Source organism: Paenarthrobacter aurescens (genome assembly GCF_041549525.1).
Classification (GTDB): Bacteria; Actinomycetota; Actinomycetes; order Actinomycetales; family Micrococcaceae; genus Arthrobacter; species Arthrobacter aurescens.
This window is the reverse complement of sequence record NZ_CP157456.1, coordinates 979,331-1,004,866: the sequence shown is the minus strand read 5'-3', so window position 1 is coordinate 1,004,866 and position 25,536 is coordinate 979,331. Positions and strand designations below refer to the sequence as shown.

Here is a 25,536-nt window from a genome sequence, read left to right as displayed (position 1 = left end):
TCCAAGTAGAAGGTGTGCTGTCCAAGTAGAAGGTGCTGTCCACGTAAAGGGTGTTCTCCACATAGCCGGTGTTGTCCACATAGCGACGAACGTCTGTTCTGCAGGCGGGGGCGGCTGCTTAGGCTCAATGGTGTAGCCACGCCTCCCCCGCAAACGCGGAACACCCCGTCGAAAGGCATCACCCATGAGCGTCATCTCCGTCGATACTGAACTGCTCCAGCTCAAGTCAGCCAATGTCAAAGGAACTGTTGATCGCATCAGTTCCGATGTCCACACCATGCGGCGTGGACTGGAAGAACTTGAGATGACCTGGCGGGGAACAGCTGCCACAAACTTCCAAGCGCTTGTCCTCGAGTGGTCCCTGACGCAGAGCAAGGTTGAGGCCTCCCTGGCTTCGATCAACCTTGCCCTGTCTTCAGCGGCCACAAACTATATGGAAGTGGAGCAAGGCAACACCCAGCGCTTCAGCTACTAGCTGCCTCTGTTCTTCTGCTCCCCTTGATCTCCTGCGGGGCTGGTTGTCTTCCCCCTGTGCAGCCGCCCCGCAGGTCACCAGTGCAGCAGGTCATCAGTGCAGCTGGTCATCAGTAAACAGCAGGGTGCCCAGGCCTCTGTGCTGGGCTCTCAGCGTCTAGCCTTCAACAGTCCCCTGGTGGAAACGCAGCCGCCATTGTCCACGGTCCAGCATCCAGATAGAACTGCGTAGCGCTGAGCCTTTGGGTGCAAAGCTGCGGTAGTTCAGCAATATGGTGTTTTCACTCAGACGATCCGCGCTGAGCAATTCCAGTTCAGTGGGCTCGCCGGGGTCCTCTTCCAAAGCCACCATCATGGCGTCCCGGGTCCAAAACCTGCCCGAACTGCCAATCTCAGCGAAGTCCGGGTGGAGCAGCACCCCGATCCTGCCAATGTCCGCCCTGACGTCCGGCCGGAGCAGTTCCCGCTCCAATGCCAGGACTGTGTCCTCGGCTGACAACTGCTGAGCTGAGGCGTCGTCGTCCAGCTCGCTGAAAAGATCAGCCTGGCCAAAGATGCCGGATTCGCCAAAGAGTGTGGGCTCAAAATGCGGGCGGGGACTGCGATCAGCCTTGAGGGTTGCAGAACCAGCCGTGAGAGAGGAGGCACCAGCACCGGCAGGGACAGGCGTCGAAGAATGGGCCAGACGTACTTCCTTATCGTCTTCCCGGGCGCCAGGGTAGCCGGGCCCGGCCCGGTGCGCTACGCCCTGCTGGTAGGCGGTAGCAACGGCTCGTGCGCGCTCATCAGCAGCTTCGTTGAGATCGTGGCCAGCGTGGCCTTTTACCCACTCGAACGTATATTTGCGGCCCACAATCGCTTGGTCGATGTCTTTGAGCAGGTCCACGTTAAGCACGGGCTTGCCGTCGGCCTTTCGCCAGCCCTTGCGCTTCCATCCCGGCATCCACTTGGTGATGCAGTTGATGACGTACTGGCTGTCGCACAGGATCAGCAGCTCTTCCTGGGGCACATGAGCCGTGGACCGGAACAAGTCCAGGACGGCCATCAATTCGCCTTGGTTATTGGTTCCGTGCGGCCAACCGCCTGCTCGCCAACAGGAGTCATCAACGTACCAGGCCCAACCGGCCGGCCCAGGATTACCGAGGGCGGACCCATCGGCGGCAGCAATAATCGTCATGGGTTAATCCTGCCAGACCCCACCGACACTAAAATCATGCCGGCACCCAACTGAGCAGCAGTAGATGTCTCTATGAGCGTTCCGAAGGGCATTTACTCCTACCTCCTTGCAGGCGGAAGCCAAGGGTGCCGACGCAAAACGGCGGCCCCCACCAAAACTGGTGAGGACCGCCGTCGTGATTCTTGGTGCTGTAAAGCTACAGCGGAAGGCTTAGAAGCCGCCCATGCCGCCCATGTCGTCGCCGCCGGGAGCCGGAGCGTTCTTCTCAGGCTTGTCAGCAACTACAGCCTCGGTGGTCAGGAAGAGACCAGCGATGGAAGCAGCGTTCTGGAGAGCCGAGCGGGTGACCTTTACGGGGTCGTTGACGCCGGCAGCCAGAAGGTCTTCGTAGACGCCCGTGGCAGCGTTCAGGCCGTGGCCCGAAGGCAGGCCGCGAACCTTGTCCACCACAACGCCCGGCTCGAGGCCGGCGTTGAAGGCGATCTGCTTCAGCGGAGCATCGATTGCAACCTTGACGATGTTGGCACCGGTTGCCTCGTCACCCTGGAGGGTGAGGTTGGCGAATGCCTTGGCGCCTGCCTGGATGAGGGCTACGCCACCACCGGCAACGATGCCTTCTTCAACGGCAGCCTTTGCGTTGCGGACTGCGTCCTCAATGCGGTGCTTGCGTTCCTTGAGCTCAACTTCGGTTGCGGCACCGGCCTTGATGACTGCAACGCCGCCGGCCAGCTTGGCCAGGCGTTCCTGCAGCTTCTCGCGGTCGTAGTCGGAATCGGAGTTCTCGATCTCGGCGCGGATCTGGGCTACGCGGCCTGCGATCTGCTCGGCGTCGCCGGCACCTTCAACAATGGTGGTCTCGTCCTTGGTGACAACAACCTTGCGGGCGGTGCCGAGGAGTTCCAGGCCAGCGTTTTCGAGCTTGAGGCCAACTTCTTCGGAGATGACCTGGCCACCGGTGAGGATGGCGATGTCGGCCAGCTGAGCCTTGCGGCGGTCACCGAAGCCCGGAGCCTTGACGGCAACAGACTTGAAGGTGCCACGGATCTTGTTGACGATCAGGGTGGCCAGGGCCTCGCCCTCGATGTCTTCGGCGATGATCAGCAGCGGCTTGTTGGACTGCATGACCTTCTCCAGAACCGTGACGAGTTCCTTCACGTTGGAGATCTTGGAGTTCACGATCAGGATGTACGGGTCTTCGAGGACCGTTTCCTGGCGCTCAGCGTCGGTGACGAAGTAAGCGGAAATGTAACCCTTGTCGAAGCGCATGCCTTCGGTGAGTTCGAGCTCCAGGCCGAAGGTGTTGGATTCCTCGACCGTGATGACGCCTTCCTTGCCCACCTTGTCCAGGGCTTCGGCGATCAGGCTGCCGATTTCAGGATCGCCGGCGGAGATGGAAGCCGTAGCTGCAATCTCTTCCTTGGTCTCGATTTCCTTGGCGGAGGCCAGCAGTTCGCTGATGACTGCCTCAACAGCCTTCTCGATGCCGCGCTTGAGGGACAGCGGGTCGGCGCCGGCGGCAACGTTGCGCAGGCCTTCCTTCACCAGTGCCTGAGCAAGAACAGTTGCAGTGGTAGTACCGTCGCCAGCGACGTCATCCGTCTTCTTGGCAACTTCCTTGACCAGTTCTGCACCGATCTTCTCGTAAGGATCGTCCAGCTCGATCTCCTTGGCGATGGAAACGCCATCGTTGGTGATCGTGGGGGCGCCCCACTTCTTTTCGAGGACGACGTTGCGTCCACGCGGGCCGAGGGTGACCTTGACGGCGTCTGCGAGGATGTTCAGGCCCCGCTCGAGGCCGCGGCGTGCCTCTTCATCAAATGCAATGATCTTGGCCATAACGGCGGTAGTCCTTTCGGGACAGTCGTTAAGAAGGTACCTGTCAGATGGGGTGCCCGCGACGGACGGTCCTTTGCTTGCGGCCTCTGTATGCCCCGCGCTCCGAACCTCACCCCACCAAGGTGTTTCTTGATCCTCCGCAGGTCCGCCGCCCATCCAATACCGGGGTTAGCCGGGCCGGACTTAGCAGTCGAACCATAGGAGTGCTAAATCAATAATTAGCACTCGACCGGGGAGAGTGCAAGCAGAGATGCCACTTTGCTCCATAAACAAAGGGGTTTCAGCCGAGGGCTGACGGGATGGGCGTTGAGGCCGCGATGAGCTAAGCGACGCGGACGCCTTCGGCTTGCGGGCCTTTCTGGCCCTCCCCCAACTCGAACTCAACCCGCTGGCCTTCTTCCAGGGCGCGGAAGCCATCCATCTGGATAGCGGACCAGTGCACAAAGACGTCGTCACCGGATTCATCCACAGTGATGAATCCGTAGCCTTTTTCGGCGTTGAACCATTTGACGGTTCCCAAAGCCATGATGCCCACACTTTCACAGTAGCCAAGACCGGTTGCCGGGATCTCCGTACCGGAATCAATCCACTGTAACCACAGTCACCATCACTGCGCTGCCGTGGACGGGCAGGGCAGCGCTTTTGTTATTGAGGCTTAACCGAGTTGGAGCTTGAACGCTCCGTCATGGCGGCCGGGTGGCTACTGGAAGCCGGGGCCGGCAACAACCACCAGAGGCTGTTGAACCTCAGGTGTTTCCACAATGGTTTCAATACCCAGCAAGGTTCCCAGCGCTTCGGCGTTGGCCTTCTGCTCGGGAGCGTTGTAGAAGATCACGGACGTTTGCTGAGGCAGTCCGCCCCAGTTTCCTACCGTGCTCAGTGCCCAACCGTCACCCTGAACCAGGCCTGCTACCCGTCCGGCCAAGCCAGCGGTCCCAGCCCCGTTGTACACGGCCACCGGAGTGGTCTTGTCCACAGGAGCTGAGGACGCAGTGGCAGAAGGAGATGCCGACGGCGTCGGTTCAGCAGTCGCTTCGCCGCCCGGTTCGCCCGACGCAGTGGGTTCGCCCGAAGGGGTGGGGGCGCTGCCCGATTCAGTGGGCGCAGCTGAGGGTGCCGTAGACGTCTGCTGGGGTGCCGGCGTCGTGATGTTTGACGCAGCGCCCGGCGCTACCAACCCAAGGTTGGGGAGGATCAGGAAAGCCACCAGCCCGAGTACCAAGGCAACGGCCCCTACGGTCAGGACCGGCCACAAAGTGGGGCGGGCGGTCTCTTGGGCATCGCGGTGAACGCCCTGGCGGGACGTGTTCTGCGGGACCTGATCGAATTCGTCCTTGGCATATTTGGTCATGGTGAAGCGTTGTCCTTGCTGGTTGCTGCTGACTGATCAGCTTGGCGATTTACGCGTCGGACCCCAAGCGACGTGCAGTCCTCGCGCGCTGGCGGGACGTACGTAGTCTACGCAGTCTCTTGACGAGCATGGGATCGTGGGCCAACGCGTCCTCGGTATCGATCAGCGCGTTCAGGATCTGATAATAGTGTGTGGCGGAGAGACCGAACAGCTCGCGAATGGCCTGTTCTTTGGCCCCTGCGTACTTCCACCACTGCCGCTCCAGCGCCAGCATCTGCTGGTCCCGTTCACTCAATGGGGAGTCGCTGCGGGTCTCGGCTGCGAGGTCCTCGAGCGCGAAACCGGTAGCTTGCGACGCCATCGGCTCCGGTGCTGGTTCTGCCACGGCACACTCCTTCGACGCTTGTTGGGGGAAAATGTCCTACCCCCATGTTACGGGCGAATAACAACGCTGTCATTCGTGGGGACGACGCCGCGCGGGGGACAATGGCGTGGTGAATGGCGAGGATGCACTCTTTGATCTTGAACCTGCCAATGCGGCCGAGCCAGGCTTCGCGGCGCTCTGTGAGCTGCCACTCGAAGAGCTCATCTCTGCCGACTGGGCAGAGGCGTTGCGTCCGGTTGAAAGCCAACTCCGTGAGACGCTGAGCTTCGTGGCCGGCAGGTCCTCCAACGGCGCGCACGTTCTCCCCGGGCCCACCAACCTGCTGCGGGCCTTCAAGCAGCCGCTCGCCGACGTCAAAGTCCTGATCCTCGGCCAGGATCCCTACCCGACTCCTGGCCATGCGATCGGGCTTTCATTCGCCGTGTCCCGTCCAACGCGGCCCATTCCACGAAGCCTGGCAAACATCTACCGCGAGCTTCACGACGACCTCGGCCTGCCACCCCGGGTGCACGGTGACCTCAGCGCCTGGACCGAACAAGGCGTCCTGCTCCTGAACCGCGTCCTGAGCGTCGAAGCGGGGAACGCCGGCTCTCATCGTGGCAAGGGATGGGAAGCGGTGACGACGGCGGCCGTTACCGCCGTCGCCAACCGTACGGACGGTGCGGGGCGGCAGAGGCCGCTGGTGGCGATCCTGTGGGGCAAGGACGCCCAGAGCGTCACGCCGCTGCTGGACGGGGCGCCGTCGATCGCTTCGGTCCATCCGAGTCCGCTCTCCGCATCACGAGGATTTTTCGGCTCAAAGCCCTTCAGCCGGACCAACGAACTGCTGGTGGGCATGGGTGCTGAGCCCATTGACTGGGAACTGCCGGTTCTGTAACCAATACCGCGCTGTAACCTTCGACTCATACCCAGCCAGCATGCAGAGAATTAGCTTAGGCTTACCTACATGACTGCACTCCCCGTCACTTCGTCCGCCTCACGCAAAACCCGCCCGCAGGTCAACCTGACCGTTTTGAGCAACGAACGCCTGTCACCGCACATGGTGAGGATCGTGGCAGGCGGACCCGGATTCAGCGATTATGTGAACAACGAATACGTGGACCGCTACGTCAAAATCGTCTTCCCCCAACCCGGCGTCGAGTACGAGCTCCCGTTGGACTTGTGGGCTATCCGCGAGACCATGCCGCGCGAGCAGTGGCCCCATACCCGCACCTACACCATCCGCTGGGTGGACCTGGAAGCCCGGGAACTGGCCATCGACTTTGTGGTCCACGGCGATGAAGGACTGGCTGGTCCCTGGGCTGCCACAGCAAAGCCCGGCGACTCCCTGACCTTCACCGGCCCAGGTGGCGCGTACAACCCCGCACCCGAGGCTGACTGGTATCTCTTCGCCGGCGACGACGCCGCGATCCCGGCTATCGCAGCCTGTGTTGAGAGCCTCACTCCCGATGCCCGCGGCTCAGTATTCCTTGAGGTGGACAACGAGGCGGATATTCTTCCCATCAACGCGCCCACCGGCGTGGAATTGCACTGGTTGCTCCGGCAAGGCGTCCAAGCGGGTTCCAGCAACCTGCTGTTGGAAGCGCTCAGGAACACCGAGTGGCTGCCCGGACGCGTTGACGTCTTCGCCCATGGTGAACGGGGCTACATGAAGGGGCTCCGGGAGATCTTCTTTGCCCAACACGGCCTGGAGAGGTCGCAAGTCTCGCTGTCCGGGTACTGGGCCCAGGGCCGCGTGGAGGAAGTCTTCCAGGCTGAGAAGAAGCTCCCCGTAGGCCAGATCTAGCGTCAGGGCTGATCCGGCATCAGTCTTTAAAGCCGAACGGCGCCGCCCCATGGCGGCGCCGTTCGGCTTTCGTGGTTTATCGTCTGCGTACCCTGCGGCGTTCGTTGCTGGACAGGCCCTTTGTGAGCGGCCTGGCCAGGTTGTCGCCGAGCACAATGCCCGCAGCGACTCCCAGGACGATCGCACCGGCGTTGAGCATGCCGCCTGCACCGATCAGGATGTTCCCGCCTTCAACCGTGAGAGCGTACATGGAGCGGAAAATAGTCAGACCCGGCAACAGGATCAATGCTGCGGGAACAGCAACTACCAGCTGCGGAGCACCAAGTTTGAGCGCCACCACACGGCCCAACAAGCCAATCACCACCGCAGCGACTGCCGGCGACAAACGGTCACCGAGCCCGGCTTCGCCCACCGCCCATAAGGTGAAGAAGCCCAGCAAGCCGACTGCCGCCGTCGGGATCAGCAGCCGCATCTGAGTCTGTTCGGTGACGCCGATTGCCACCACAGCTACAGCAATGAGGATCGCCTGGATCCACAAAGGGTAAGCGTCGGGGAAGGTTTGTGTGACATCCAGAACAGCGCTGCCCATCAGCGTTCCGACGACGACGGCCACGCCGATTCCCGCAACAATGGCACCGAAGGTGAGCAGCGTGGAGAGGAAGCGGCCTGCAGCCGTTACGGGGAATCCGTTAATGGCATCCTGCACGGACGAGACGAGGCGGCCGGTGGGTAGCAGCAGCAGGATTCCTCCCGCCACCACAATGGATGGAGCAATTTCCACCCCCGCCCAGCGCAGCATCAGGGCGATGAACGTGACAAGGAACGCACACGCCATGGTGTTGAAGAAGTCCGCTGTCCGCCACCTGACAAGCTGCCGTGAAAGCAGGCTGATCAGGATATTGGAGCAGAAGGCAACCGCGGATGCGCCCAGGCCCCCACCCAGAACGCCCACGAACACTGCGGCGAAGATGCCGAACGCGATGGTGACCATCCACCGCGGGAAGGGTTTCGCGCTACGGATGATCTCGTTCAACCTGCGCACGGCTTCGTCGCGGCCCACTCCCCCTGCCACGATGTCCGTGACAAGTTGATGAACCTGGGCGAGGCCGGCGTAGTTGTTGGTCCAGGAGCGGACTACACGCAGCAGCGTGATGGGAGTCTGGTCCTTGGGCGCATAGTTGATAGCCACCGACTGGTTGGTGATGTCCACTTCAACGTTCTTCAGGCCAAGAGCTGCAGTGACCGCAATCATGCTGGTCTCCACTTCGAGGGCACCGGCACCGTAACGGAACATGACTTCTGCCAGATGAAGCGCGAAGTCGATGGTTTTGCGGGCCGAAGCGTCCACACCTACTACTTGAATGGTGGGGTTGGCGTAAGGACTTCCGGCCAGCCTGTCCACAATATTCATAGGAGCGGTGGGCGGGCTGTCGCCTTGAACCAGACGCATCAGCATGCGTTTGGCGTTGACGTTCTGCCGCACTTGGGATGGCCGCAACGGCTGGGTTTTGGGCAACCCGTCTGTAGGGGGCCTGTTGGCGGACCCGTCAGGGCGTTCAGTCACGCGGTGATCCTCCCTTGGCTTGTGTGATTAGCGATTCCTCCGAAATTTTCCTACTACCGGCAATTTCTCAAGGGGCAATCGTCCCAGAACTGTCTGGGCGGCCCCTGCGAGCTTCCTGACCGCGCGGTAACCGTGGAAGACGAGCGGGTTTACCGGGGCCACAAAATCGCCCACCAGCTGAACTACCTCGCCGCCGAAGCCCTTCTTGAACTCGTAGCCGCCGTGGCCGGTTTCGTCCTGGCCCTGGATCCCGAACGTGCCGTAGAAGTTGTAGCGCGAGTATCCGTTGTTCAGGGCGTGCAGCATCATGCCCCAGTAAAGGGAGGTGGCGCCGTTGAAGTAGATGTAGTCCTGAACCGTCCCGCCGATGACGCACACCAGTTCGTCCCCTGAGCATGCAAAATGGATTGCTGCCACGGTGGCCACACCCACAGAGTCCGGGAAGCGCTCAATATCCTTGAGGCTGCGCTCGTAGCTGTCCACCAGGTCCTGGACAACCTTGATGCGGTTGGCCTTCTTCTTGCTGCCGGTTTCCTCCACCTCGCGCTTGAGGTCGGCCAGGGTCTTGGACTCGGCGTCCAGCCGCTTCGTGATGGAGGCCCGGTATTCCGGAATGTTGATCTTGGCCATCATGAGCTTGGTGAACTCATCGGAGGTATTGCGCAGGAGTTGCTCGTAGTACTCGCGTTCGCGGTACGTAAAGCCCTTCTCATCGCCGGCAGTGCTGAGGGCGTTGTAGAAGTCATCCAGCGTTTCCAGCGTGGCCTGTTCCAGGTAAACGCCGTTCTTCTCCGCTTTACGGATGGCCTTGCGGGTGCGGTAGTTCATCCCCATGATGAGCTCTTCGGAATCGGCGATCCCATCCAGCTGCTTGATGAACATCCAGTTGATGTTGGCGAAGTTCATGTCGAAGCCCTGGTGCTTGAAGCCCAGGCCCTCAAGCTCCTTCAACAACGGGCGGTTGTCCTCAACCTCGGGGTGCTCAGCGCCTTCTTCGTCCCGCGCGATGTACCGGATGTTGGGCGAGATTCGCAGTTCGGCGGCCTTCTTCGAAGCCGCATGCTTCTTCAACTGCTCGACGACGAACCGAACCACTGCGGGGTCGCTGTAGTCCATCAGTGGTCCCTTGGCGCAGTCGGCGGTCTTGTACCCGATCCGGTTGGAGGTGTACACGAGCTTTCCCGCAGCAATTAGGCTGCCGTTTCGCCTCACTCCAAAGAGTTCGACTTCCTGTCCCCGGGCACGCTGGAAGCGTGTGAGATCGAGGGACTGGATAAAGCTGCCCTGCGGGTGTCCCTTGGCGAATGTCTCGAAATCAGCGTCACTGAGAATCACGAATTCCATGTCGGTTCCAGCCTCAATCGGAGTCAAAGAAATTACCTCACCTAAAAGTAGATTGCACCCGTTGGTGGCCGGGGCGGGCCTGAAGTTAGCTTGCTGGCTGCGGGTGGGGCCTCAGTAGAACTGGCCGCCGGTGCGCATGGTTTCGAGTCGACGGAAGATGCGCTCCGCACCCTTGAGCCACAGTTTGTGGCGGACGGGCCCCAAGACATGGTCGTAACAGCCCACGAAGTCCGTCACGGTCTTGCTGAAGCTCGTTTTGAACGAACCCAGGCCATAGAGCGGGTGAGTCTTGTCCTTGATCCTTGCAGCGGGCGGTGTTCCACAGAAGTCGTATTCCACGCACCCCAATTCCTGCATGCGCTGGATGGCCGCCCATTGGACCAGATGCGAGTCGCCGTACTGCTTACGGTTCTGGGTGGACCCACCGTCCTTGTACGTTGCTTTGGAGCCGTAGTTGATGACGAAAGCACCAACGCTGGGTGCACCATCCTCGTAGACGAAGAAGAAATGGCCCTGTCCGCGTGTGCAGAACTCTTCCCAGAATGTGGAGTAATACTCATAGCTCCGCAGTGGCATGGCCCCCTTGGCGTTCACAGTGTTCTGCATAAGGGCGTAGAGCTTGCGGTAGCTGTCCTCGCCCGGTTCTGCCTGCGTTACCTGGCAACCCTCACGCTCGGCTCTGCGCACTGCGTTACGGGCACGGGAAGAAATGCTGCGGAGGACTTCATTGGCCGGCGCCGATATGTCCAGCAGCGCCGTGGAATCGTTGGACTGGATATTGGGAGCCTTGACCAAGCCGGCAGCTTGGAGTTCTGCTGCTGCCTCAGGCGACTCAACAATGTCAGGCTCGATCTTGATGCTGAAGACGTTCATCTTCTTCTCTCGAGCCAGCGCGGCGACTGCTTTCAGTGCAGGCTGAATATCGCTGACATCCGGGACGTCCGGCCCCTTGATCAGGTACCAGAGCCGACCCATCACAGGGAACTTCTTCTCCAGGAGCAGGTTGTAGCTGGAGTACTCCTGAGTCTCCACGACGAGCCGCCGGACCAGCCAGCCGTTTCCGTCCTTGACAGCCGCGTAGGCGTCCGACTGCAGCATGTTGCCGCCGTGCGGATTCGCGGTGACGTGCTTGTCCCAGTTTTCGATTTCCTCGGCGGTGGCAAAGCGGGCGGTAAATTCTCGCAAGGTGGCCGTGTCCAATCTCAGGGTTTTGGTGCAGTGTTCAAAAGCGTAGTGCGCATGCGGACATGCAGCCCCAAGTCTATCGGGGTATGTGGATATCGCCCGATTCCGCTGATCTACCAAGGTATTAGAGCCTGATCTGGTCTGCGCTCTCCAGCTTGATGGCCTTCTGTTCAATTCCGCTTTCGCGTTGGTGGCTCACCAGTCGATCCGCATTGATAAGCCTGCTGAGGCTGAGCCCAGTGAGGTCGGCGATCTGCCCGATGGGTACCTGGAAAGTCCGGAACGGCCCCAGCGGCGGCGGCTCACCTTCAAGGAGCCGCTGGCCGATCGCCTTTTTCAGCTCCACTTTTCCCAGCATGGGCGATTGGTCCAGCACGAAGCCGACGGCGGCCAGCTTGGCGTCGTTGGTCCATGCCGCGATCTTCCAGAACTTCCGGGGGATCTGCACTCCCCTATATACAGGATCGTCATCGACGAACACCGGCCCCGTGAACACGCTTAGCTTCGCCTCATGGGCGCCGGCGTGGCCCAGAACGTGGTCTTCGAGCCCCACCCACAGCTCTTTGCCTTGATTGAAGTCATCAATCTGCGGTGCTGCATTGGTGTAGCTGAAAGTGTCCTGATTGGCCTTCTTGGCTGTTGCTGCATCACCCCATACCGGATCCAAGCGGCGAACCAGGTGACCGCGGTCAAAGGCATTGTTCTTGTACAGATCCGGGCCGGCTTGCTGTTCGCTGGGGATTCTGTCATCCAGATGCCACGAACCCTCACGGGCCAAGGGCATGAGTTCCTTGCCGTTGATGTTGACCCCCACGATCGCCGCGAGCTTCCGGGCAACCCGGAACCGCACAGAGAAATGGGTGTAGTCCAAAAGAACCGTAGTAGCGCTCGGACTGGGCAGTTCAAGCCGTGTCCTCAAGAAGTCTCTGTTGTATCCCCCACTCATGGATACAGCATTGCATCAGGGACTGACAGTTTTGGGTTTCAGCATTCGACGACGTTGACGGCGAGGCCGCCCATCGCTGTTTCCTTGTACTTGTGGGACATGTCCTTGCCCGTTTCGCGCATGGTCACAATCACCTCGTCCAAGGACACCCGGTGTGTTCCATCGCCCCACAACGCCATCTTCGCCGCGTTAATGGCCTTCGCCGCAGCGATCGCGTTCCGCTCAATACACGGAATCTGCACCAACCCCCCGATCGGATCACACGTCAGCCCCAGGTTGTGTTCCATCGCGATCTCCGCCGCGTTCTCCACCTGACCCGGAGTACCGCCCATCACCTCAGCCAGACCAGCAGCAGCCATCGACGACGCCGACCCCACCTCACCCTGGCACCCCACCTCAGCACCCGAAATGGACGCCTGCTCCTTATACAACACACCCACAGCACCAGCAGCGAGCAGGAACTTCACCACCACATCATCCCGGTCCTGCTGCGTCGCCTTGTCCATCCCCGGCGCGTAATTCAACGCGTAATACAACACCGCCGGAATGATCCCCGCAGCACCATTGGTGGGCGCCGTCACCACCCGGCCACCAGTGGCGTTCTCCTCATTGACCGCCAACGCGATCAGGTTCACCCACTCCTGCCAGTACTTCGGATCGTTCCGGTCCTTGTCCTCCTTCAGGAGCCGCTCCAACCAATCCGGTGCACGACGACGAACCCGCAACCCACCCGGCAACACGCCTTCACGCTTCAACGAGGTCTCAACACAGGCCTCCATCACAGCCCAGATATGCAACAGACCCTCACGGATCTCCTCCTCAGACCGGGACGCCCGCTCGTTGATGAACATGATGTCGCTGATCCCCAAACCCTTGGACGCACACCGGCCCATCAACTCCGCCGCCGTCCTGAACGGCAACGGCAACTCCTTCTTGGACTCCTCAAGCTCCTCCCGGGCCGCGTCTTCCTCACCTTCCCGGACAATGAACCCACCACCGACCGAGAAGAACGTCGCCTCCCGCAACACGTTCCCCTGGGCATCGGACACAGCGAACTTCATCCCGTTCGTATGCCGCGGCAACACCGTCAACGGATGCAGAATCATGTCCTCCACCGCATACGGCACCTCCACACCCCCACCGGAAGCACCCGCCAGATTCAACACACCCGTCTCCGCGATCGCCGCGAGCCGCTCCTCTACCTCCTCAGGCAGGATCAGCTCGGGGTGGTACCCCTCCAAACCCAGCAACGTAGCCGTCATGGTCCCATGGCCTTTGCCCGTCGCAGCCAACGACCCATACAAATCAACACGCAAAGACGCCACCGAACCCAGGACACCAGCGTCCTTGAGCTCCCCGGCAAACACCGCCCCAGCACGCATCGGCCCCACAGTATGAGAACTCGACGGGCCAATACCCACAGTAAACAGATCGAAAACGCCAACAGCCATGGTCGGGATTCCTTAACAAAGCTTGAAAACGGTCCGGCAGATGGTCCTGCCGGAGGGCCACCCCCGCTTATGGCAGCAGGCGACCGAAGCACGACGCCGGATGGCCCCCAAAGGCGGCAACCCGGCGTCGCAATTTTATTCAGTTCTACAATCCCACGCTACGCCACAGGGCTCAGACGTGGGTGGCCGTTTGGGGCAGACGTCCGGCAGCGGCCGTCCAAGGGAGCGTCACGTCCGCCCAGCGGGCGTCTACGCGACCGAGGCCGCAGAGGACGTCGGTCCCATCGGGCGGCGCCCAGGACTTAACCCAGGTCTCCGCCATTCTTGGAGGCGTACTCCTCGGCCGAGAGCAGCGGGCCCTCAGACTCGGCGGCAACCTTGAACAGCCAGCCAGCGCCGTAGGGATCGTTGTTGATCAGGGCGGGGTCGGAAACAACGGCGTCGTTGATCTCGGTGACCTCACCGGTGACGGGCGAGTACAGGTCCGAAACCGACTTGGTGGACTCTACTTCGCCACAGGTCTCGCCTGCAGTCACAGAGGAACCAACCTCGGGCAGGTCAACGTACACAATGTCACCCAGTGCGTCGGTGGCAACTTCGGAGATACCAACGGACACGGAGTTCCCGTCTCCGCGTGAAACCCACTCGTGCTCGTCGGAGTACTGAAGTTCGGGCGCTACTTTGGGCATTCTGATTCCTTACTATGGTTGGTCAAAACTATGGCTGGGATGGTGGGGCACCGAATTCCTCCGCGTGCTGCTCCTTCGTCGCTTTGACGCACGCTTCCGGAATCCGCTCCCCCACCGCACGGCCACGCGGGTCCGGCCTCCGGCAGCATGCGTCCAAGGGAGCATCGCGTCCGCTCAGCGGGCGCACATGCGACCGAGCATGCAGAGGAGGTCGGACCCGCCGGCCGAAGGCGACTGACTCAGCGGACCCGCTTGTAGAACGGCAGTGCGACGACTTCGAACGGCTCGCTCTTGCCGCGCAGGTCAATGTCCAGCGCGGTACCAAGCTCTGAATGCTCGACGTCGACATACGCCAACGCTACCGGGTAGCCGAGCGTGGGGCTGGGCTGACCGGACGTGACTTCGCCAACCACTGCGCCGTCTTTGAGGACCGGGTAGTGGCCGCGTCCAGCGCGTCGTCCCAGGCCTTTGAGGCCAACGAGTTTGCGGCCGCTCGTGGCGCCCGCACCATCAGCTTTGAGGGCAGCCAGTGCCTCTTTGCCCACGAAGTCGCCTTCCTTGGACAGTGCCACCACGGGACCGAGCCCTGCTGCGAAGGGGTTGCCTTCACGGGAGAGCTCGTTGCCGTAGAGCGGCATGCCTGCTTCGAGGCGGAGTGAGTCGCGTGAAGCCAGGCCTGCGGGTGTGAGTTCACCTTCTTCGGCGGCGTCGGCGATTGCCTGCCAGAGAGCTGCTGCGGATTCGTTGGCTACAAAGATCTCGAAACCGTCTTCGCCGGTGTACCCGGTGCGGGCCAGCAGCAGTTCCTGCGTGCCGCCGTCGAACGTGAACGGGACGTCAACCGCCGCGTAGTACTTGAGGTCAGTGACCAGTGCGTGCTGTTCGGCCGGCACCAGGCGGAGGAGGATCGATTCAGCGAGCGGACCCTGTACAGCGATCAGCGAGGTCTCAGCGGAGGCGTCTTCAACGACGACGTCAAAACCGGCGGCGCGCTCCAGCAATGCCGCGGCGACAACCGCAGCGTTGCCTGCGTTGGGCACCACCAGGAACTTCTCGGTGCCTTCTTCGGGAGAGGGGCGACGGTAGACGATGAGGTCGTCGATGATGCCGCCGTCTTCCTGGCAGATCAGCGAGTACTTGGCCTTGCCCACTGCCATGGCGGAGATTTTGCCCACCAGGGCGTAGTCGAGGAAGGCAGCAGCCTCGGGGCCGGACACCCAGACTTCGCCCATGTGGGAGAGGTCGAACAGGCCGGCGGTCTTGCGGACGGCGTGGTGCTCTGCCAGCTCCGAGGAGTACTTGAGGGGCATCTGCCAGCCACCGAAGTCGGTAAAGGAGGCCCCGAGCTTCTTGTGCTCCTCGTAGAGCGCGGTGTAGTTCTCAGACATATCCGGGTCCTTAGTTTTCAAAGTCTTCGATGGGCGGGCAGGAGCACACCAGGTTACGGTCTCCGGCTGCGCCGTCAATGCGACCAACGGGCGGGAAGTACTTGTCCTGCTTCAGGTGGTGGACCGGGAAGGCGGCTTGCTCGCGCGGGTAGGCGCGATCCCATTCAGAAGTTACGACGGCGGCTGCCGTGTGGGGCGCGCGGCGAAGCGGGGAATCCTGCACGGAGAAATCGCCGTGGGCTACCTGGTCGATTTCCTTGCGGATGGTGATCATGGCTTCGATGAAGCGGTCGATCTCCGCGAGGTCTTCGGATTCGGTGGGTTCCACCATCAGGGTTCCTGCAACCGGGAAGGCCAGGGTGGGTGCGTGGAAGCCGAAGTCGATGAGGCGCTTGGCAACGTCCTCAGCGGTGACGCCGGTCTTGGCCGTCAGTTCGCGGAGGTCCAGGATGCACTCGTGAGCCACGAGTCCGCCTTCGCCTGTGTAGAGGACCGGGAAGTGATCGTTGAGGCGGGAAGCGATGTAGTTCGCAGCCAGCAGCGCGGACTTGGTGGCGTCGGTGAGGCCCTGGCCGCCCATGAGCTTCACGTAGGCCCAGGAGATCGGCAGCACTCCGGCGGAGCCGAAACGGGAAGCCGAAATGGGGACGTCATTGCCTTCGGTCCAGGAAGCGGCATCGCCGGGCATGAACGGCGCGAGGTGTGCCTTGGCTGCGACCGGGCCAACGCCGGGTCCGCCGCCGCCGTGCGGGATGCAGAAGGTCTTGTGCAGGTTCAGGTGGGACACGTCCCCGCCGAACTTGCCCGGCTGCGCAAGCCCAACCAGTGCGTTGAGGTTGGCGCCGTCGATGTACACCTGGCCACCGGCCTCGTGGATGGCGTCGCAGACTTCGCGGACGTCTGCGTCGTACACGCCATGCGTGGACGGGTAGGTGATCATGATGGCCGAGAGAGCGTCCCGGTGGGCCTCGATCTTGTTCTTGAGGTCAACGTGGTCGATGGTGCCATCGGGTGCGGTGGCCACCACTACCACCTTCATGCCGGCGAGCACTGCGGAGGCTGCGTTGGTGCCGTGCGCGGAAGCCGGGATAAGGCAGACGTTGCGCTGCTCGTCTCCGCGGGACAGGTGGTAGCCGCGGATGGCCAGCAGACCCGCGAGCTCGCCCTGGGAACCGGCGTTGGGCTGGATGGAGACTTGGTCGTAACCGGTGATCTCCGTCAGCTGCGACTCGAGGTCGGTGATGAGTTCACGCCAGCCCTCGGTCTGGGAGTCCGGGGCGAACGGGTGGATGGAGGCGAACTCCGGCCAGGAGATGGCTTCCATCTCGGCCGTGGCGTTGAGCTTCATGGTGCACGAACCCAGCGGGATCATGGTGCGGTCCAGCGCGAGGTCGCGGTCCGAGAGCTTGCGGATGTAGCGCAGGAGCTGGGTTTCGGAGCGGTGGGTGTTGAACACCGGGTGCTGCATGAAGTCGCTGGTGCGCTCAACGGAAGCCTCAATTGCAAAGCCCTCAGCTGCCTCAAGTACTGAAGCGCCAAACACCGCTGCGACGTCGGCCACAATCCCGGAAGTAGTGGTTTCATCAACCGAGATACCAACTGTGTCGGCGTCGATGCCGCGCAGGTTGATGCCCTGGGCCTCGGCAGCGGCCACGAGCTCGCCGGCCTTGCCGGGGACACGAACGGTGATGGTGTCGAAGAAGGAACCGTGAAGGACCTCGACGCCGGCAGCCTTCAGTGACGCTGCCAGGGTGCGGGCGTGGCCGTGGGCGGTTTCAGCGATTGCCTTCAGGCCCTCGGGTCCGTGGTAAACGGCGTACATGGAGGCGACGATGGCCAGCAGTGCCTGCGCGGTGCAGATGTTGGACGTGGCCTTCTCGCGGCGGATGTGCTGCTCGCGGGTCTGCAGCGCCAAGCGGTAGGCGGGGACACCGGCGTCGTCCTTGGAAACGCCCACCAGACGGCCGGGCATGGAACGCTCCAGGCCCTTCTGGACGGCCATGTAAGCAGCGTGCGGTCCGCCGAAGAACAGCGGCACGCCCAGGCGCTGCGCGGAACCAACAGCGATGTCCGCGCCCTGCTCACCCGGAGGGGTGATGAGCGTCAGTGAGAGGAGATCGGCAGCGACTGTGACCAGTGCGCCGCGTTCCTTGGCCTCTGCGATCACGGCGGAGTGATCGAACACGCGGCCGGACACGCCGGGCTGCTGCAGGACGACGCCGTTGATGGCACCTTCGGGAAGACCCGAGGACAGATCAGCTACCTCAACCTCAAAGCCGAGCGCCTCTGCACGACCTTTGACGATTGCGATGGTCTGCGGGAGGCAATCGGCGTCGAGGACCGTCTTGCCATCCTGGGCGGCCTTGTTCTTGTTGGCGCGGCGCATCATGAGCACGGCCTCGGCCACGGCGGTTGCTTCATCCAGCAGGGAGGCGTTGGCGATCGGCAGGCCAACCAGGTCCTGCACCATGGTCTGGAAGTTCAGAAGCGCCTCGAGGCGGCCCTGGGAGATTTCCGGCTGGTAGGGGGTGTACGCGGTGTACCAGGCCGGGGATTCGAGGATGTTGCGGCGGATCACCGGGGGCGTCACGGTGTCGTAGTACCCCTGGCCGATCATCTGGACGGCGGTCTTGTTCTTGGACGCGAGCTTGCGCAGCTCGGCCAGAACTTCAACTTCGCTCAGTGCGTTCTGCAGGGTAAGGGCAACGTCCTGGCGGATATCGTTCGGGACGGCGGTGTCCACCAGCGAATCGACGGTGTCGTAGCCAACGGACTTGAGCATGGTCTCAATATCGGCCTGGCGGCGTGCGCCGATGTGCCGATCGACGAAGGTGGTGGAGGCAGAACTAACCGTCACGAAGGAACTCCATTACTTGGGCGGCGTTTGGGTACGCCGCAGTGGCTGGGTTCCTCCCCGCACTGTATTGGACCTGAGAGTTTCCGCGCCGTTGCGTGAACAACCATCGCTTGCACCGTCGGTGAGCACAGCGCTCATTCACCCTGAGGTGGGCTGAGTGCCTGCTGCTTTCCAGAGTTGCCTCGCCGCGGCGGTGCGTGGGCCTGAGAGATTCCTGGGGAGGGTTTGCTCCTACGGCGCCTGCATCACTTGCTTGCAGGACTCTCCCGCCGCAGATCAAAGGCATGTTCAGTTGTGTGTGGGCACCACGTTGGGCACGTCACAAGACTTAATTGTCCTACGCGCCGGGCTTTGCAGCAAATGGAAGAACCTCTACTTCCGCAGCCGTTCCAGGACTCCCAGGAGGATTTCGACGTCGGCCTCCCGCCCGGCGTTGCCGCCTTCCTGGCCGCCTTCAAAGATTGCATTGAAGTAGAGGCCGTCTCCCATGTAACTGACGGCCTTGGCAACTTCCGGCCCCACGTCTTCTGCCAGCACGTCCAGCCACCGCTGTTGGATGGCGGCAAATCGGCGGCGGGTTTCTTCGTGGGCAACCTCGGCCAGCCTGGTGGCGGCGACGAACGCCCGGTCCATGGGTGTATCCGCCCAGAGTGAGGAACGGATGAAGTAGGCGGCGGAGCCATCAGGGGCAGCCTTCATCAGCTCGGTGTCTTCATCTGCCAGCAGGTCCAGTCGCTCCAGGAGTGCTGTGATCAGCGCTTCTTTGTTGGGGAAGTGGTAGAGCAGCCCACCCTTGGACACCCCTGCCCGCTTGGCGACGGCATCGAGGGTGGCGGCCCGCTCCCCTACTTCAATGAGGAGGGCTTCAAAGGCGTCCAGAACGGCGTCCCGGGCAACTGGTTTTCGTGGCATGTGTCCATCATTCCCTAAAGGCTCAGCGGGGTACTATTTGTAACTGTACCGTCTGGACGGTATAGTAAGGGCCATGTTCTCGCCGTCCTCAACCCAAGCATCCCGTTCCGCCAACCCCGTCAAGGGCCAGGCTGCACCGTGGCTCGACTGGACGGCGCTGGCACTCCTGATGTTTCCGGTGCTGCTGGTGGCCGTCGACAACACCGCGCTCACCTTTGCCCTCCCCGAAATCGCCCGGTCCCTCGACGTAGGCGGCGTCCAACTGCTGTGGATTGTGGACGCGTATCCCCTGGTCCTCGCCGCATTGCTCGTCTCCATGGGCAACTTGGGCGACAGGATCGGACGACGGCGGCTGCTGCTGATCGGCAGCACGGGCTTCGCGGCGGTTTCGGCTGCTACGGCATTCGCTCCCTCCGCTGAATGGCTGATTGCCGGCCGCGCCGGCCTTGGTGTCTTTGGCGCCATGCTGATGCCGTCCACCCTGTCCCTGATCCGGAACATCTTCACCGACCCCAACCGCCGCCGGCTGGCCATTGCCGTGTGGGCTGCAGGCTTCTCCGGTGGCGCCGCCCTTGGCCCCATTTTTGGTGGCTGGTTGGTTGAACACTTCTGGTGGGGTGCTGTTTTCCTGGTTGCCGCTTTCCTGCTCCTGCCGCTGCTGGCTTTCGGCAGGGTCCTGATTCCCGAGTCCAAGGACTCCAATCCCGGACGCGTGGACGTGCGCAGCATCCTCTTGTCCGTGGTGACCATGGCGCCATTCGTTTACGGCATCAAGGAATTCGCGGTTCATGGCTTTGGCGCTTCCGCGGCTGCGTTCATGGGCTTCGGCGTGGTGATGGGCATTCTCTTCGTGCGTCGCCAGCAGAGGATTGCCAACCCCATGCTGGACGTTTCCTTGTTCAAGAACAAGGTGTTCAGCACGGCAATCATCGCCAACGTCCTGTCCCTGTTCTCCATGACGGGTTTCATCTACTTCTTCGCCCAGCACCTGCAACTTGTTGAGGGGCAGTCCCCCATGGAGGCTGGTATCGCCATGATTCCGGCACTCCTGGCAACGGTGATCGCAGGCCTGCTGGTGGTGCCGCTGGTCAAGCGCGTGCGGCCCGGATTCGTTGTGGCCGCTGGTCTGACGCTCAGCGCAGTGGGTTACCTGATTGTGGTGGTGGGCGACCACGGCAGCGGACCGGTGTTCCTTTTGTCCGCCCTGACCGTTTTGGCTGTTGGCGTGGGTGCTGCGGAGACCATCTCCAATGACCTCATTTTGGCCTCGGTGCCGGCCGACAAGTCCGGCGCCGCCTCGGCTATCTCCGAGACCGGCTACGAATTGGGATCACTCTTGGGAACGGCAGTGCTTGGTTCCATCCTCACCGCTTCTTACCAGCACAACCTCATCATTCCGGACGGTGTTTCCACGCAAGCGGCAGGCAAGTCCGGCGAGACGCTCGCCGGCGCAGTTGATGCTGCCGCTGCCCTTCCGGCCCCGTTGTCGGAGGCGCTGACAGTCGCCGCCCGGACAGCTTTCGAGTCCGGCGTCCACATCACTGCGGCGATCGGGCTGGTACTGATGGCCGGCGCGGCAGTGCTCGCCGCCGTCGTACTCCGGCGTGTGCCGAAGGCGCAGTAATTAGCCCAGCGATGCCGTTGTGAGGCCTGCTTTGCGTGGTTTTTTGGGGATTTGCCACGCAAACCGGGCCTCACAAGTCTTCGGTTGGTGCCGCTTTCTTGTCGACGCCGGCGGTCAGTTGGTCTATTTGGTGGAGGGCATCGGTGAGCCGGCTGACGGTGTTCCACAGTTCCGGATGTTCTTCCCTGACTTCCTCCAGTGTGGCGCCCGCGGAGGTTAAGGATGCGAGGTCGAAGCTCACGTTGGTTCGGGCTCCCGCGATGGCTGCCCGGAGGGCCCCAAAGCCCACAACGACGTCCGCGATCAGCGCGGGATTGCCGTGGGAAGAGAGCCAGCCGAGATCTTCAATGGCGTCAATGGCCCGCTCGCCAAGCACAGCGGAGGCTTTCGCGGCATCGACGGATGCCTGGTGGATGGCATCCTCGCGTTCGGGTCCCGGGTCCAGGCGGAAGGCAGCGCCGAACGCGTTGGAGGCCGAAGCGTCGTCGTCGGCTAGCTGAAGCGCGGTTTTGCGCAGTTCATGGGCTCGGGAGTGAATGCCGGCCAGGTGCTCTTGGTGAGATTTTTCCGCTTCGGTGTAACCGGCAACCATGGACGTCAGGGAAGCGGCGATGGAGAGCATCACCCCTGTTCCAGCGCCTCCTCCCGGTGATCCGCTGGATTCCGCCAGCGCTTTGGTCCACTCCTCAACAGTGGAAAGCTGCGTGGTGACTGATTCAGAATCATTCATGCCTTCCAGTGTGCCCGGGCTTCCCAGGGTTTGCAGCTTCGGGCTGGATACACTGGCCAGACCTAGGCGTCGATCGAAAAGGGCAGACTCATGACCATTGACCTCGAAGAGCTTTACAAAGACCTGCACGCCCATCCCGAGTTGTCGTTCCAGGAAACTCGAACTGCGGGAATCGCCGCGGGATATTTGGAAGACCTTGGCTTCACCGTTCGCCGAAACATCGGAAAGACCGGCGTTGTTGGTGTCCTGGAAAACGGGCCAGGGCCTGTAGTGATGCTCAGGGCGGACATGGATGCGTTGCCGGTCAAGGAAGCAACGGGTTTGGACTATGCAAGCACCGCAATGGGCGTTGACCATGAGGGCAAGGACATGCCGGTGATGCACGCGTGCGGCCACGACGTACATGTCACCTGCCTTGTTGGCGCAGCAGAGGTCCTGGCGACGCAACGCGATGAATGGCAAGGCACGCTGATCGCCCTCTTCCAACCGGCCGAAGAATGGGGAGGCGGGGCCGAAACCATGGTTGCGGACGGACTGTATGACAAAGTGCCGAAACCCGGGATCGTTCTGGGCCAACATGTGGCCCCCTTCCCCGCCGGATGGTTCGGCATACGGCCCGGCGTTACCATGGCGTCCGCTGATTCCCTCAACATCACCTTGCATGGGCGGGGTGGCCACGGATCGCGTCCGGAGACCACCGTTGACCCCGTTCTGATGGCAGCTGCCACCACTGTGCGATTGCAAGGCATTGTCTCGCGCGAGCTCGCCGCCAGTGACTCCGCTGTAGTGACGGTTGGTCAGATCCACTCAGGGACCAAGAACAACATCATTCCCGAAACAGCAACGTTGGGCCTCAGCGTCCGCACCTTCAGTGACGACACCCGGGACAAAATCCTTAGTTCCATTGAGCGGATAGCCCAGGGAGAGTCCACAGCATCCGGCGCGCCCAAGGACCCCGAAATCCAGTTCGAGGAGCATTTCCCGCTCACCGTCAACGATCACGCTGCAACCGGCAGGGTCTCCGCCGCTTTCACTGCAAAGTTCGGGGAAACACAGATCATTGATCCCGGCCCCGTGTCCGGAAGTGAGGATGTGGGAGCTTTGGCGAAGGCCGCCGGCGCTCCCCTGGTGTTCTGGTTCCTTGGTGGTGCCGAGCCTGCATTGTTCAAGGAATTCGCCACCACTGGTCGCCTCCCCGAGGACATCCCCTCTAATCACTCGCCGTACTTTGCCCCGGTCATCCAGCCCACACTGACCCGTGGAACGGAAGCTCTGGTCACGGCTGCCCGGGAGTTCCTGGCTGCTCAGTCCTAGGGCGCAGGAGCTTGCGGCCGACTAAGCCAAGGGAACCGCTAAGCCAAGGAAAGCGCTAAGCGAAGGAAAGGCGCTGCGAGCGCAGCGCCTTTCCTTTTGGTTGATGCGGTTTGGCCTTTTGGTTGATGCGGTTTGGCCTTTTTCCAACCCGGTCCAGGAGTTCCTAGACTTTCTCGCGGATGCGGTCGATCCTCGGTGCGGAAACCTCGGATTCCCTGCGACGGCGGGCCAGGAAGGTCCACAGCGTTCCTTCCGTCCGGGGACGGCTGTGTGCTGGTTCCTGATCCTTGGATGTTTCTGATGTGCGTGCTTCAGGCTTGCGCGCGGAGTCCTTCTTCGTGCGCCGCTCAAAGTCGTCGTAGTACGCGTAGCACATACCCAACCTCCTTTACGGCTGTCCCTTAATCGTCCTCGCGCAGGGTCCCCAGGTCGATGCTTTTGTGCGTTGTGATCAGCGGGAAAGAGCGGCTTGGCGTGCGTCCTCCACAGCGGCCCGGGTCTCTGCCATCATCAAATCCGCATTGATGGCGGCACCTGCCATGACACCGGCGGCTGCGGAGGCCATCACCTGTCCCGTCAGATCAGTGACGTTTCCGGCAGCCCATACACCGGGCACTGACGTTGCCCCTTGGGGATTTACTTCAACATGGGTTCCGACGCCCATGGGGTGCTCCACCAACGGGACGCCGAGGGATTCCAGGACGCCGGACCGCGCTTCCAATCGTGGGCCTGTGACAACTGCCTCTACGGCGATGACTTTGCCCGATTCCAGTTCAACACCGGACAAAGAGTCGTCAATGACTTCCAGTGCCCGGACCTTTCCGTCCACCACGGTGATGGAGCGGGCCGCCAATTGCTCCCATTGCTCTTCAGTGGGCTCCACAACGTCATTGAGGAACAAGGTGATGTTGGGGCTCCATTGGCGGAACAGCAATGCCTGGTGCAGTGCCATTGGCACTGAACCCAGGATCCCGATCGCTTTGTTCCTGACTTCCCAGCCGTGGCAGTAAGGGCAGTGCAGGACGTCACGGCCCCAGCGTTCGCGGATGCCCTCAATTGCAGGGAGGATGTCCGTCAGTCCGGTGGTGACCAGCAGCCGGCGCGCTTTGACCGTTCGGCCATCTGCCAGGTTTACCTCGAAGGCGGGATCCGCGCCGTCCGCCAGTTCCGCCGTCGAGCGTGCTCCGACGGCGACGCCGGACACCACGTCCGCGCCATATTGGAGCGCCTCGGCACGCCCAAGCTCCAGCAGTTCCTTGGGATTGATTCCGTCTCGCGAGAGGAACCCGTGTACCCCGGCCGCGGGCGCGTTGCGCGGCTCGCCGGCGTCGATCACCAGCACGGACCGCAACGCCCTGCCCAACGTGACGGCCGCACTGAGCCCGGCAGCGCCACCTCCCACCACAACGACGTCGTACTCCCCTGCTATCGGGCTGTTCTTAGTTTCCGTACTCACCAGTGCCTCCACGTTTCCAGCGGCTCTGCGCCGCTTCTTCCATGGTTGAGCAGTGGTGTGAGAAACAGCAAGGAAGTTTGCTGATATGGCAAACTGGGCGCATGACTTCGGATTTCAACACCATGCTCGACGCCGTTGGCCCTCGCCTGCGTGCCATGCGGACCCAACGCAACGTGACCCTCGCGGAGGCCGCGGCAGCAACAGGGATCTCAGTGAGCACCCTCTCGCGCCTGGAATCGGGTCAACGCAAACCCACCCTGGAGCTGCTTCTCCCCATCGCCCGGCTTCATCAGGTTCCACTGGAAGAACTCATTGACGCTCCAGAAACTGGCGATCCCCGGATTCACCTCAAACCGCACGTTCACGAATGGGGAACAGCGGTCCCTCTCACTCGACGCCCCGGCGGCATTCAGGCCTTCAAGATGGTGCTGAAGAGCGGAACGGGAAAGGAGATACCGCGGCCCCAATCCCATGAGGGGTATGACTGGATGTACATCCTCAACGGCAAGCTCCGGCTGGTGCTGGGCGAGAACGACTTTGTCCTGAAGCCGGGCGAGGTGGCGGAATTTGATACCCGCACCCCGCATTGGTTTGCCAGCGCCGGTAAAGAACCGGTTGAGCTTCTCACGTTGTTCGGCCAGCAGGGCGAAAGGCTTCACGTGCGGGCGCGGCCCAAACGCTGAGGCATTTGCACCTGAGGCTAGGAAGCCAACCATTCACGTGCGCTTCGGCGCCGGCTGCCGGGCTCAACCACGCGTTCCTGCTGATTGATCTCTGCCCAGACCTCATCGAGGGAAAGCCCCAGCACCTCGGCGATCGCGGCCACAGTGGGAAACGCGGGTGTGGCTACCCGGCCTGATTCGATTTTCCGAAGCGTTTCGGGTGAGACGCGCGCATCCAGGGCCGTCTCCAGCATGGACCGCTCACCCCGCGCACGACGCAGTAGAGCCCCGAGGCGTTGTCCGCGCTCGGCCTCTGCGGGTGTAAGCGGCAATCTAACCATGGCTCCAATTGTAATACCGGGATAATATGGCCGGGATAGTTATTGGTTGATGAATACGAGAGGT

At 61.9% G+C, this 25,536-nt stretch carries 24 protein-coding genes and 1 riboswitch; of the genes, 6 read left to right on the top strand and 18 right to left on the bottom strand.

Features of this window, described 5'->3' with window-relative positions:
• Positions 1 to 184 precede the first annotated feature (184 nt).
• Positions 185 to 475 (top strand): WXG100 family type VII secretion target, encoded by a 291-nt coding sequence (locus ABI796_RS04820; RefSeq protein ID WP_141285875.1) that lies wholly within the window; start codon positions 185 to 187, stop codon positions 473 to 475.
• 156 nt (positions 476 to 631) lie between these two features.
• On the opposite strand, the gene ABI796_RS04815 is transcribed toward ABI796_RS04820, so the two are convergent.
• The 5 genes from ABI796_RS04815 to ABI796_RS04795 form a co-directional block, all read right to left on the bottom strand.
• Positions 632 to 1,651, bottom strand: coding sequence for a ribonuclease HI family protein (locus ABI796_RS04815; protein WP_141285877.1), 1,020 nt, complete (start codon positions 1,649 to 1,651; stop codon positions 632 to 634).
• A gap of 210 nt (positions 1,652 to 1,861) precedes the next feature.
• Complete coding sequence (groL, locus tag ABI796_RS04810; protein WP_011773738.1) at positions 1,862 to 3,487, bottom strand: chaperonin GroEL; 1,626 nt, start codon at positions 3,485 to 3,487, stop codon at positions 1,862 to 1,864.
• Between the two features lie 322 nt (positions 3,488 to 3,809).
• A complete protein-coding gene (locus tag ABI796_RS04805; RefSeq protein ID WP_011773737.1) occupies positions 3,810 to 4,013 on the bottom strand; it encodes a cold-shock protein in 204 nt (67 codons plus the stop codon).
• A 174-nt stretch (positions 4,014 to 4,187) separates the two neighbouring features.
• Positions 4,188 to 4,838, bottom strand: a complete 651-nt coding sequence (locus tag ABI796_RS04800; protein ID WP_141285879.1) for a LytR C-terminal domain-containing protein — start codon at positions 4,836 to 4,838, stop codon at positions 4,188 to 4,190.
• Between the two features lie 49 nt (positions 4,839 to 4,887).
• Positions 4,888 to 5,223, bottom strand: a complete 336-nt coding sequence (locus tag ABI796_RS04795) for a DUF3263 domain-containing protein (protein WP_141285882.1) — start codon at positions 5,221 to 5,223, stop codon at positions 4,888 to 4,890.
• A 106-nt stretch (positions 5,224 to 5,329) separates the two neighbouring features.
• Between ABI796_RS04795 and ABI796_RS04790 the strand changes: the two genes are divergently transcribed.
• Together ABI796_RS04790 and ABI796_RS04785 are read left to right on the top strand one after the other, a co-directional pair.
• Positions 5,330 to 6,100, top strand: a complete 771-nt coding sequence (locus ABI796_RS04790; protein ID WP_141285884.1) for a uracil-DNA glycosylase — start codon at positions 5,330 to 5,332, stop codon at positions 6,098 to 6,100.
• Between the two features lie 69 nt (positions 6,101 to 6,169).
• The gene (locus ABI796_RS04785) at positions 6,170 to 7,009 is read left to right on the top strand and encodes a siderophore-interacting protein (protein WP_141285886.1); all 840 of its coding nucleotides are present in this window, start codon (positions 6,170 to 6,172) and stop codon (positions 7,007 to 7,009) included.
• A gap of 76 nt (positions 7,010 to 7,085) precedes the next feature.
• Here ABI796_RS04785 and ABI796_RS04780 read toward each other — a convergent pair whose 3' ends face one another.
• The 9 genes from ABI796_RS04780 to ABI796_RS04740 all read right to left on the bottom strand — a co-directional run bounded on the left by ABI796_RS04780 (position 7,086) and on the right by ABI796_RS04740 (position 19,345).
• The gene (locus ABI796_RS04780) at positions 7,086 to 8,573 is read right to left on the bottom strand and encodes a threonine/serine exporter ThrE family protein (RefSeq protein ID WP_141285888.1); all 1,488 of its coding nucleotides are present in this window, start codon (positions 8,571 to 8,573) and stop codon (positions 7,086 to 7,088) included.
• A gap of 27 nt (positions 8,574 to 8,600) precedes the next feature.
• Entirely contained in the window at positions 8,601 to 9,917 is a 1,317-nt protein-coding gene (locus ABI796_RS04775; protein WP_141285890.1) for a peptidoglycan bridge formation glycyltransferase FemA/FemB family protein, read from the bottom strand.
• A 111-nt stretch (positions 9,918 to 10,028) separates the two neighbouring features.
• Positions 10,029 to 11,117, bottom strand: a complete 1,089-nt coding sequence (locus ABI796_RS04770) for a peptidoglycan bridge formation glycyltransferase FemA/FemB family protein (protein ID WP_141285892.1) — start codon at positions 11,115 to 11,117, stop codon at positions 10,029 to 10,031.
• A 109-nt stretch (positions 11,118 to 11,226) separates the two neighbouring features.
• Positions 11,227 to 12,048, bottom strand: coding sequence for a DNA/RNA non-specific endonuclease (locus tag ABI796_RS04765; protein ID WP_141285894.1), 822 nt, complete (start codon positions 12,046 to 12,048; stop codon positions 11,227 to 11,229).
• Positions 12,049 to 12,086: 38 nt separating this feature from the next.
• Positions 12,087 to 13,499 (bottom strand): L-serine ammonia-lyase, encoded by a 1,413-nt coding sequence (locus ABI796_RS04760; protein ID WP_344762444.1) that lies wholly within the window; start codon positions 13,497 to 13,499, stop codon positions 12,087 to 12,089.
• Positions 13,500 to 13,801: 302 nt separating this feature from the next.
• Complete coding sequence (gene gcvH, locus ABI796_RS04755; RefSeq protein WP_141286668.1) at positions 13,802 to 14,188, bottom strand: glycine cleavage system protein GcvH; 387 nt, start codon at positions 14,186 to 14,188, stop codon at positions 13,802 to 13,804.
• A gap of 239 nt (positions 14,189 to 14,427) precedes the next feature.
• A complete protein-coding gene (gene gcvT / locus ABI796_RS04750; RefSeq protein WP_141286670.1) occupies positions 14,428 to 15,576 on the bottom strand; it encodes a glycine cleavage system aminomethyltransferase GcvT in 1,149 nt (382 codons plus the stop codon).
• A 10-nt stretch (positions 15,577 to 15,586) separates the two neighbouring features.
• Positions 15,587 to 18,433, bottom strand: a complete 2,847-nt coding sequence (gcvP, locus tag ABI796_RS04745) for an aminomethyl-transferring glycine dehydrogenase (RefSeq protein ID WP_141286672.1) — start codon at positions 18,431 to 18,433, stop codon at positions 15,587 to 15,589.
• A gap of 181 nt (positions 18,434 to 18,614) precedes the next feature.
• A riboswitch (glycine riboswitch) is annotated at positions 18,615 to 18,712 on the bottom strand.
• Positions 18,713 to 18,805: 93 nt separating this feature from the next.
• The gene (locus ABI796_RS04740) at positions 18,806 to 19,345 is read right to left on the bottom strand and encodes a TetR/AcrR family transcriptional regulator (RefSeq protein WP_026542543.1); all 540 of its coding nucleotides are present in this window, start codon (positions 19,343 to 19,345) and stop codon (positions 18,806 to 18,808) included.
• Positions 19,346 to 19,418: 73 nt separating this feature from the next.
• Between ABI796_RS04740 and ABI796_RS04735 the strand changes: the two genes are divergently transcribed.
• Complete coding sequence (locus ABI796_RS04735) at positions 19,419 to 20,969, top strand: MFS transporter (RefSeq protein ID WP_141286674.1); 1,551 nt, start codon at positions 19,419 to 19,421, stop codon at positions 20,967 to 20,969.
• Positions 20,970 to 21,039: 70 nt separating this feature from the next.
• On the opposite strand, the gene ABI796_RS04730 is transcribed toward ABI796_RS04735, so the two are convergent.
• Entirely contained in the window at positions 21,040 to 21,699 is a 660-nt protein-coding gene (locus ABI796_RS04730) for a cyclodeaminase/cyclohydrolase family protein (protein WP_141286676.1), read from the bottom strand.
• Positions 21,700 to 21,789: 90 nt separating this feature from the next.
• Between ABI796_RS04730 and ABI796_RS04725 the strand changes: the two genes are divergently transcribed.
• Positions 21,790 to 23,013: an amidohydrolase gene (locus ABI796_RS04725; protein WP_141286678.1), complete on the top strand. Its 1,224-nt coding sequence runs from the start codon at positions 21,790 to 21,792 to the stop codon at positions 23,011 to 23,013.
• Positions 23,014 to 23,176: 163 nt separating this feature from the next.
• Here ABI796_RS04725 and ABI796_RS04720 read toward each other — a convergent pair whose 3' ends face one another.
• Both ABI796_RS04720 and ABI796_RS04715 read right to left on the bottom strand, forming a co-directional pair.
• Positions 23,177 to 23,389, bottom strand: coding sequence for a hypothetical protein (locus ABI796_RS04720; RefSeq protein ID WP_141286679.1), 213 nt, complete (start codon positions 23,387 to 23,389; stop codon positions 23,177 to 23,179).
• A gap of 75 nt (positions 23,390 to 23,464) precedes the next feature.
• Positions 23,465 to 24,469 (bottom strand): NAD(P)/FAD-dependent oxidoreductase, encoded by a 1,005-nt coding sequence (locus tag ABI796_RS04715; RefSeq protein WP_141286681.1) that lies wholly within the window; start codon positions 24,467 to 24,469, stop codon positions 23,465 to 23,467.
• A 101-nt stretch (positions 24,470 to 24,570) separates the two neighbouring features.
• On the opposite strand from ABI796_RS04715, the gene ABI796_RS04710 reads away from it, so the two are divergent.
• Positions 24,571 to 25,152, top strand: a complete 582-nt coding sequence (locus ABI796_RS04710) for a helix-turn-helix domain-containing protein (RefSeq protein WP_303409116.1) — start codon at positions 24,571 to 24,573, stop codon at positions 25,150 to 25,152.
• Positions 25,153 to 25,169: 17 nt separating this feature from the next.
• On the opposite strand, the gene ABI796_RS04705 is transcribed toward ABI796_RS04710, so the two are convergent.
• Positions 25,170 to 25,472 carry a helix-turn-helix domain-containing protein gene (locus ABI796_RS04705; RefSeq protein ID WP_141286730.1) on the bottom strand — a complete coding sequence of 101 codons (303 nt, stop codon included), beginning with the start codon at positions 25,470 to 25,472 and terminating at the stop codon, positions 25,170 to 25,172.
• Positions 25,473 to 25,536 lie beyond the last annotated feature (64 nt).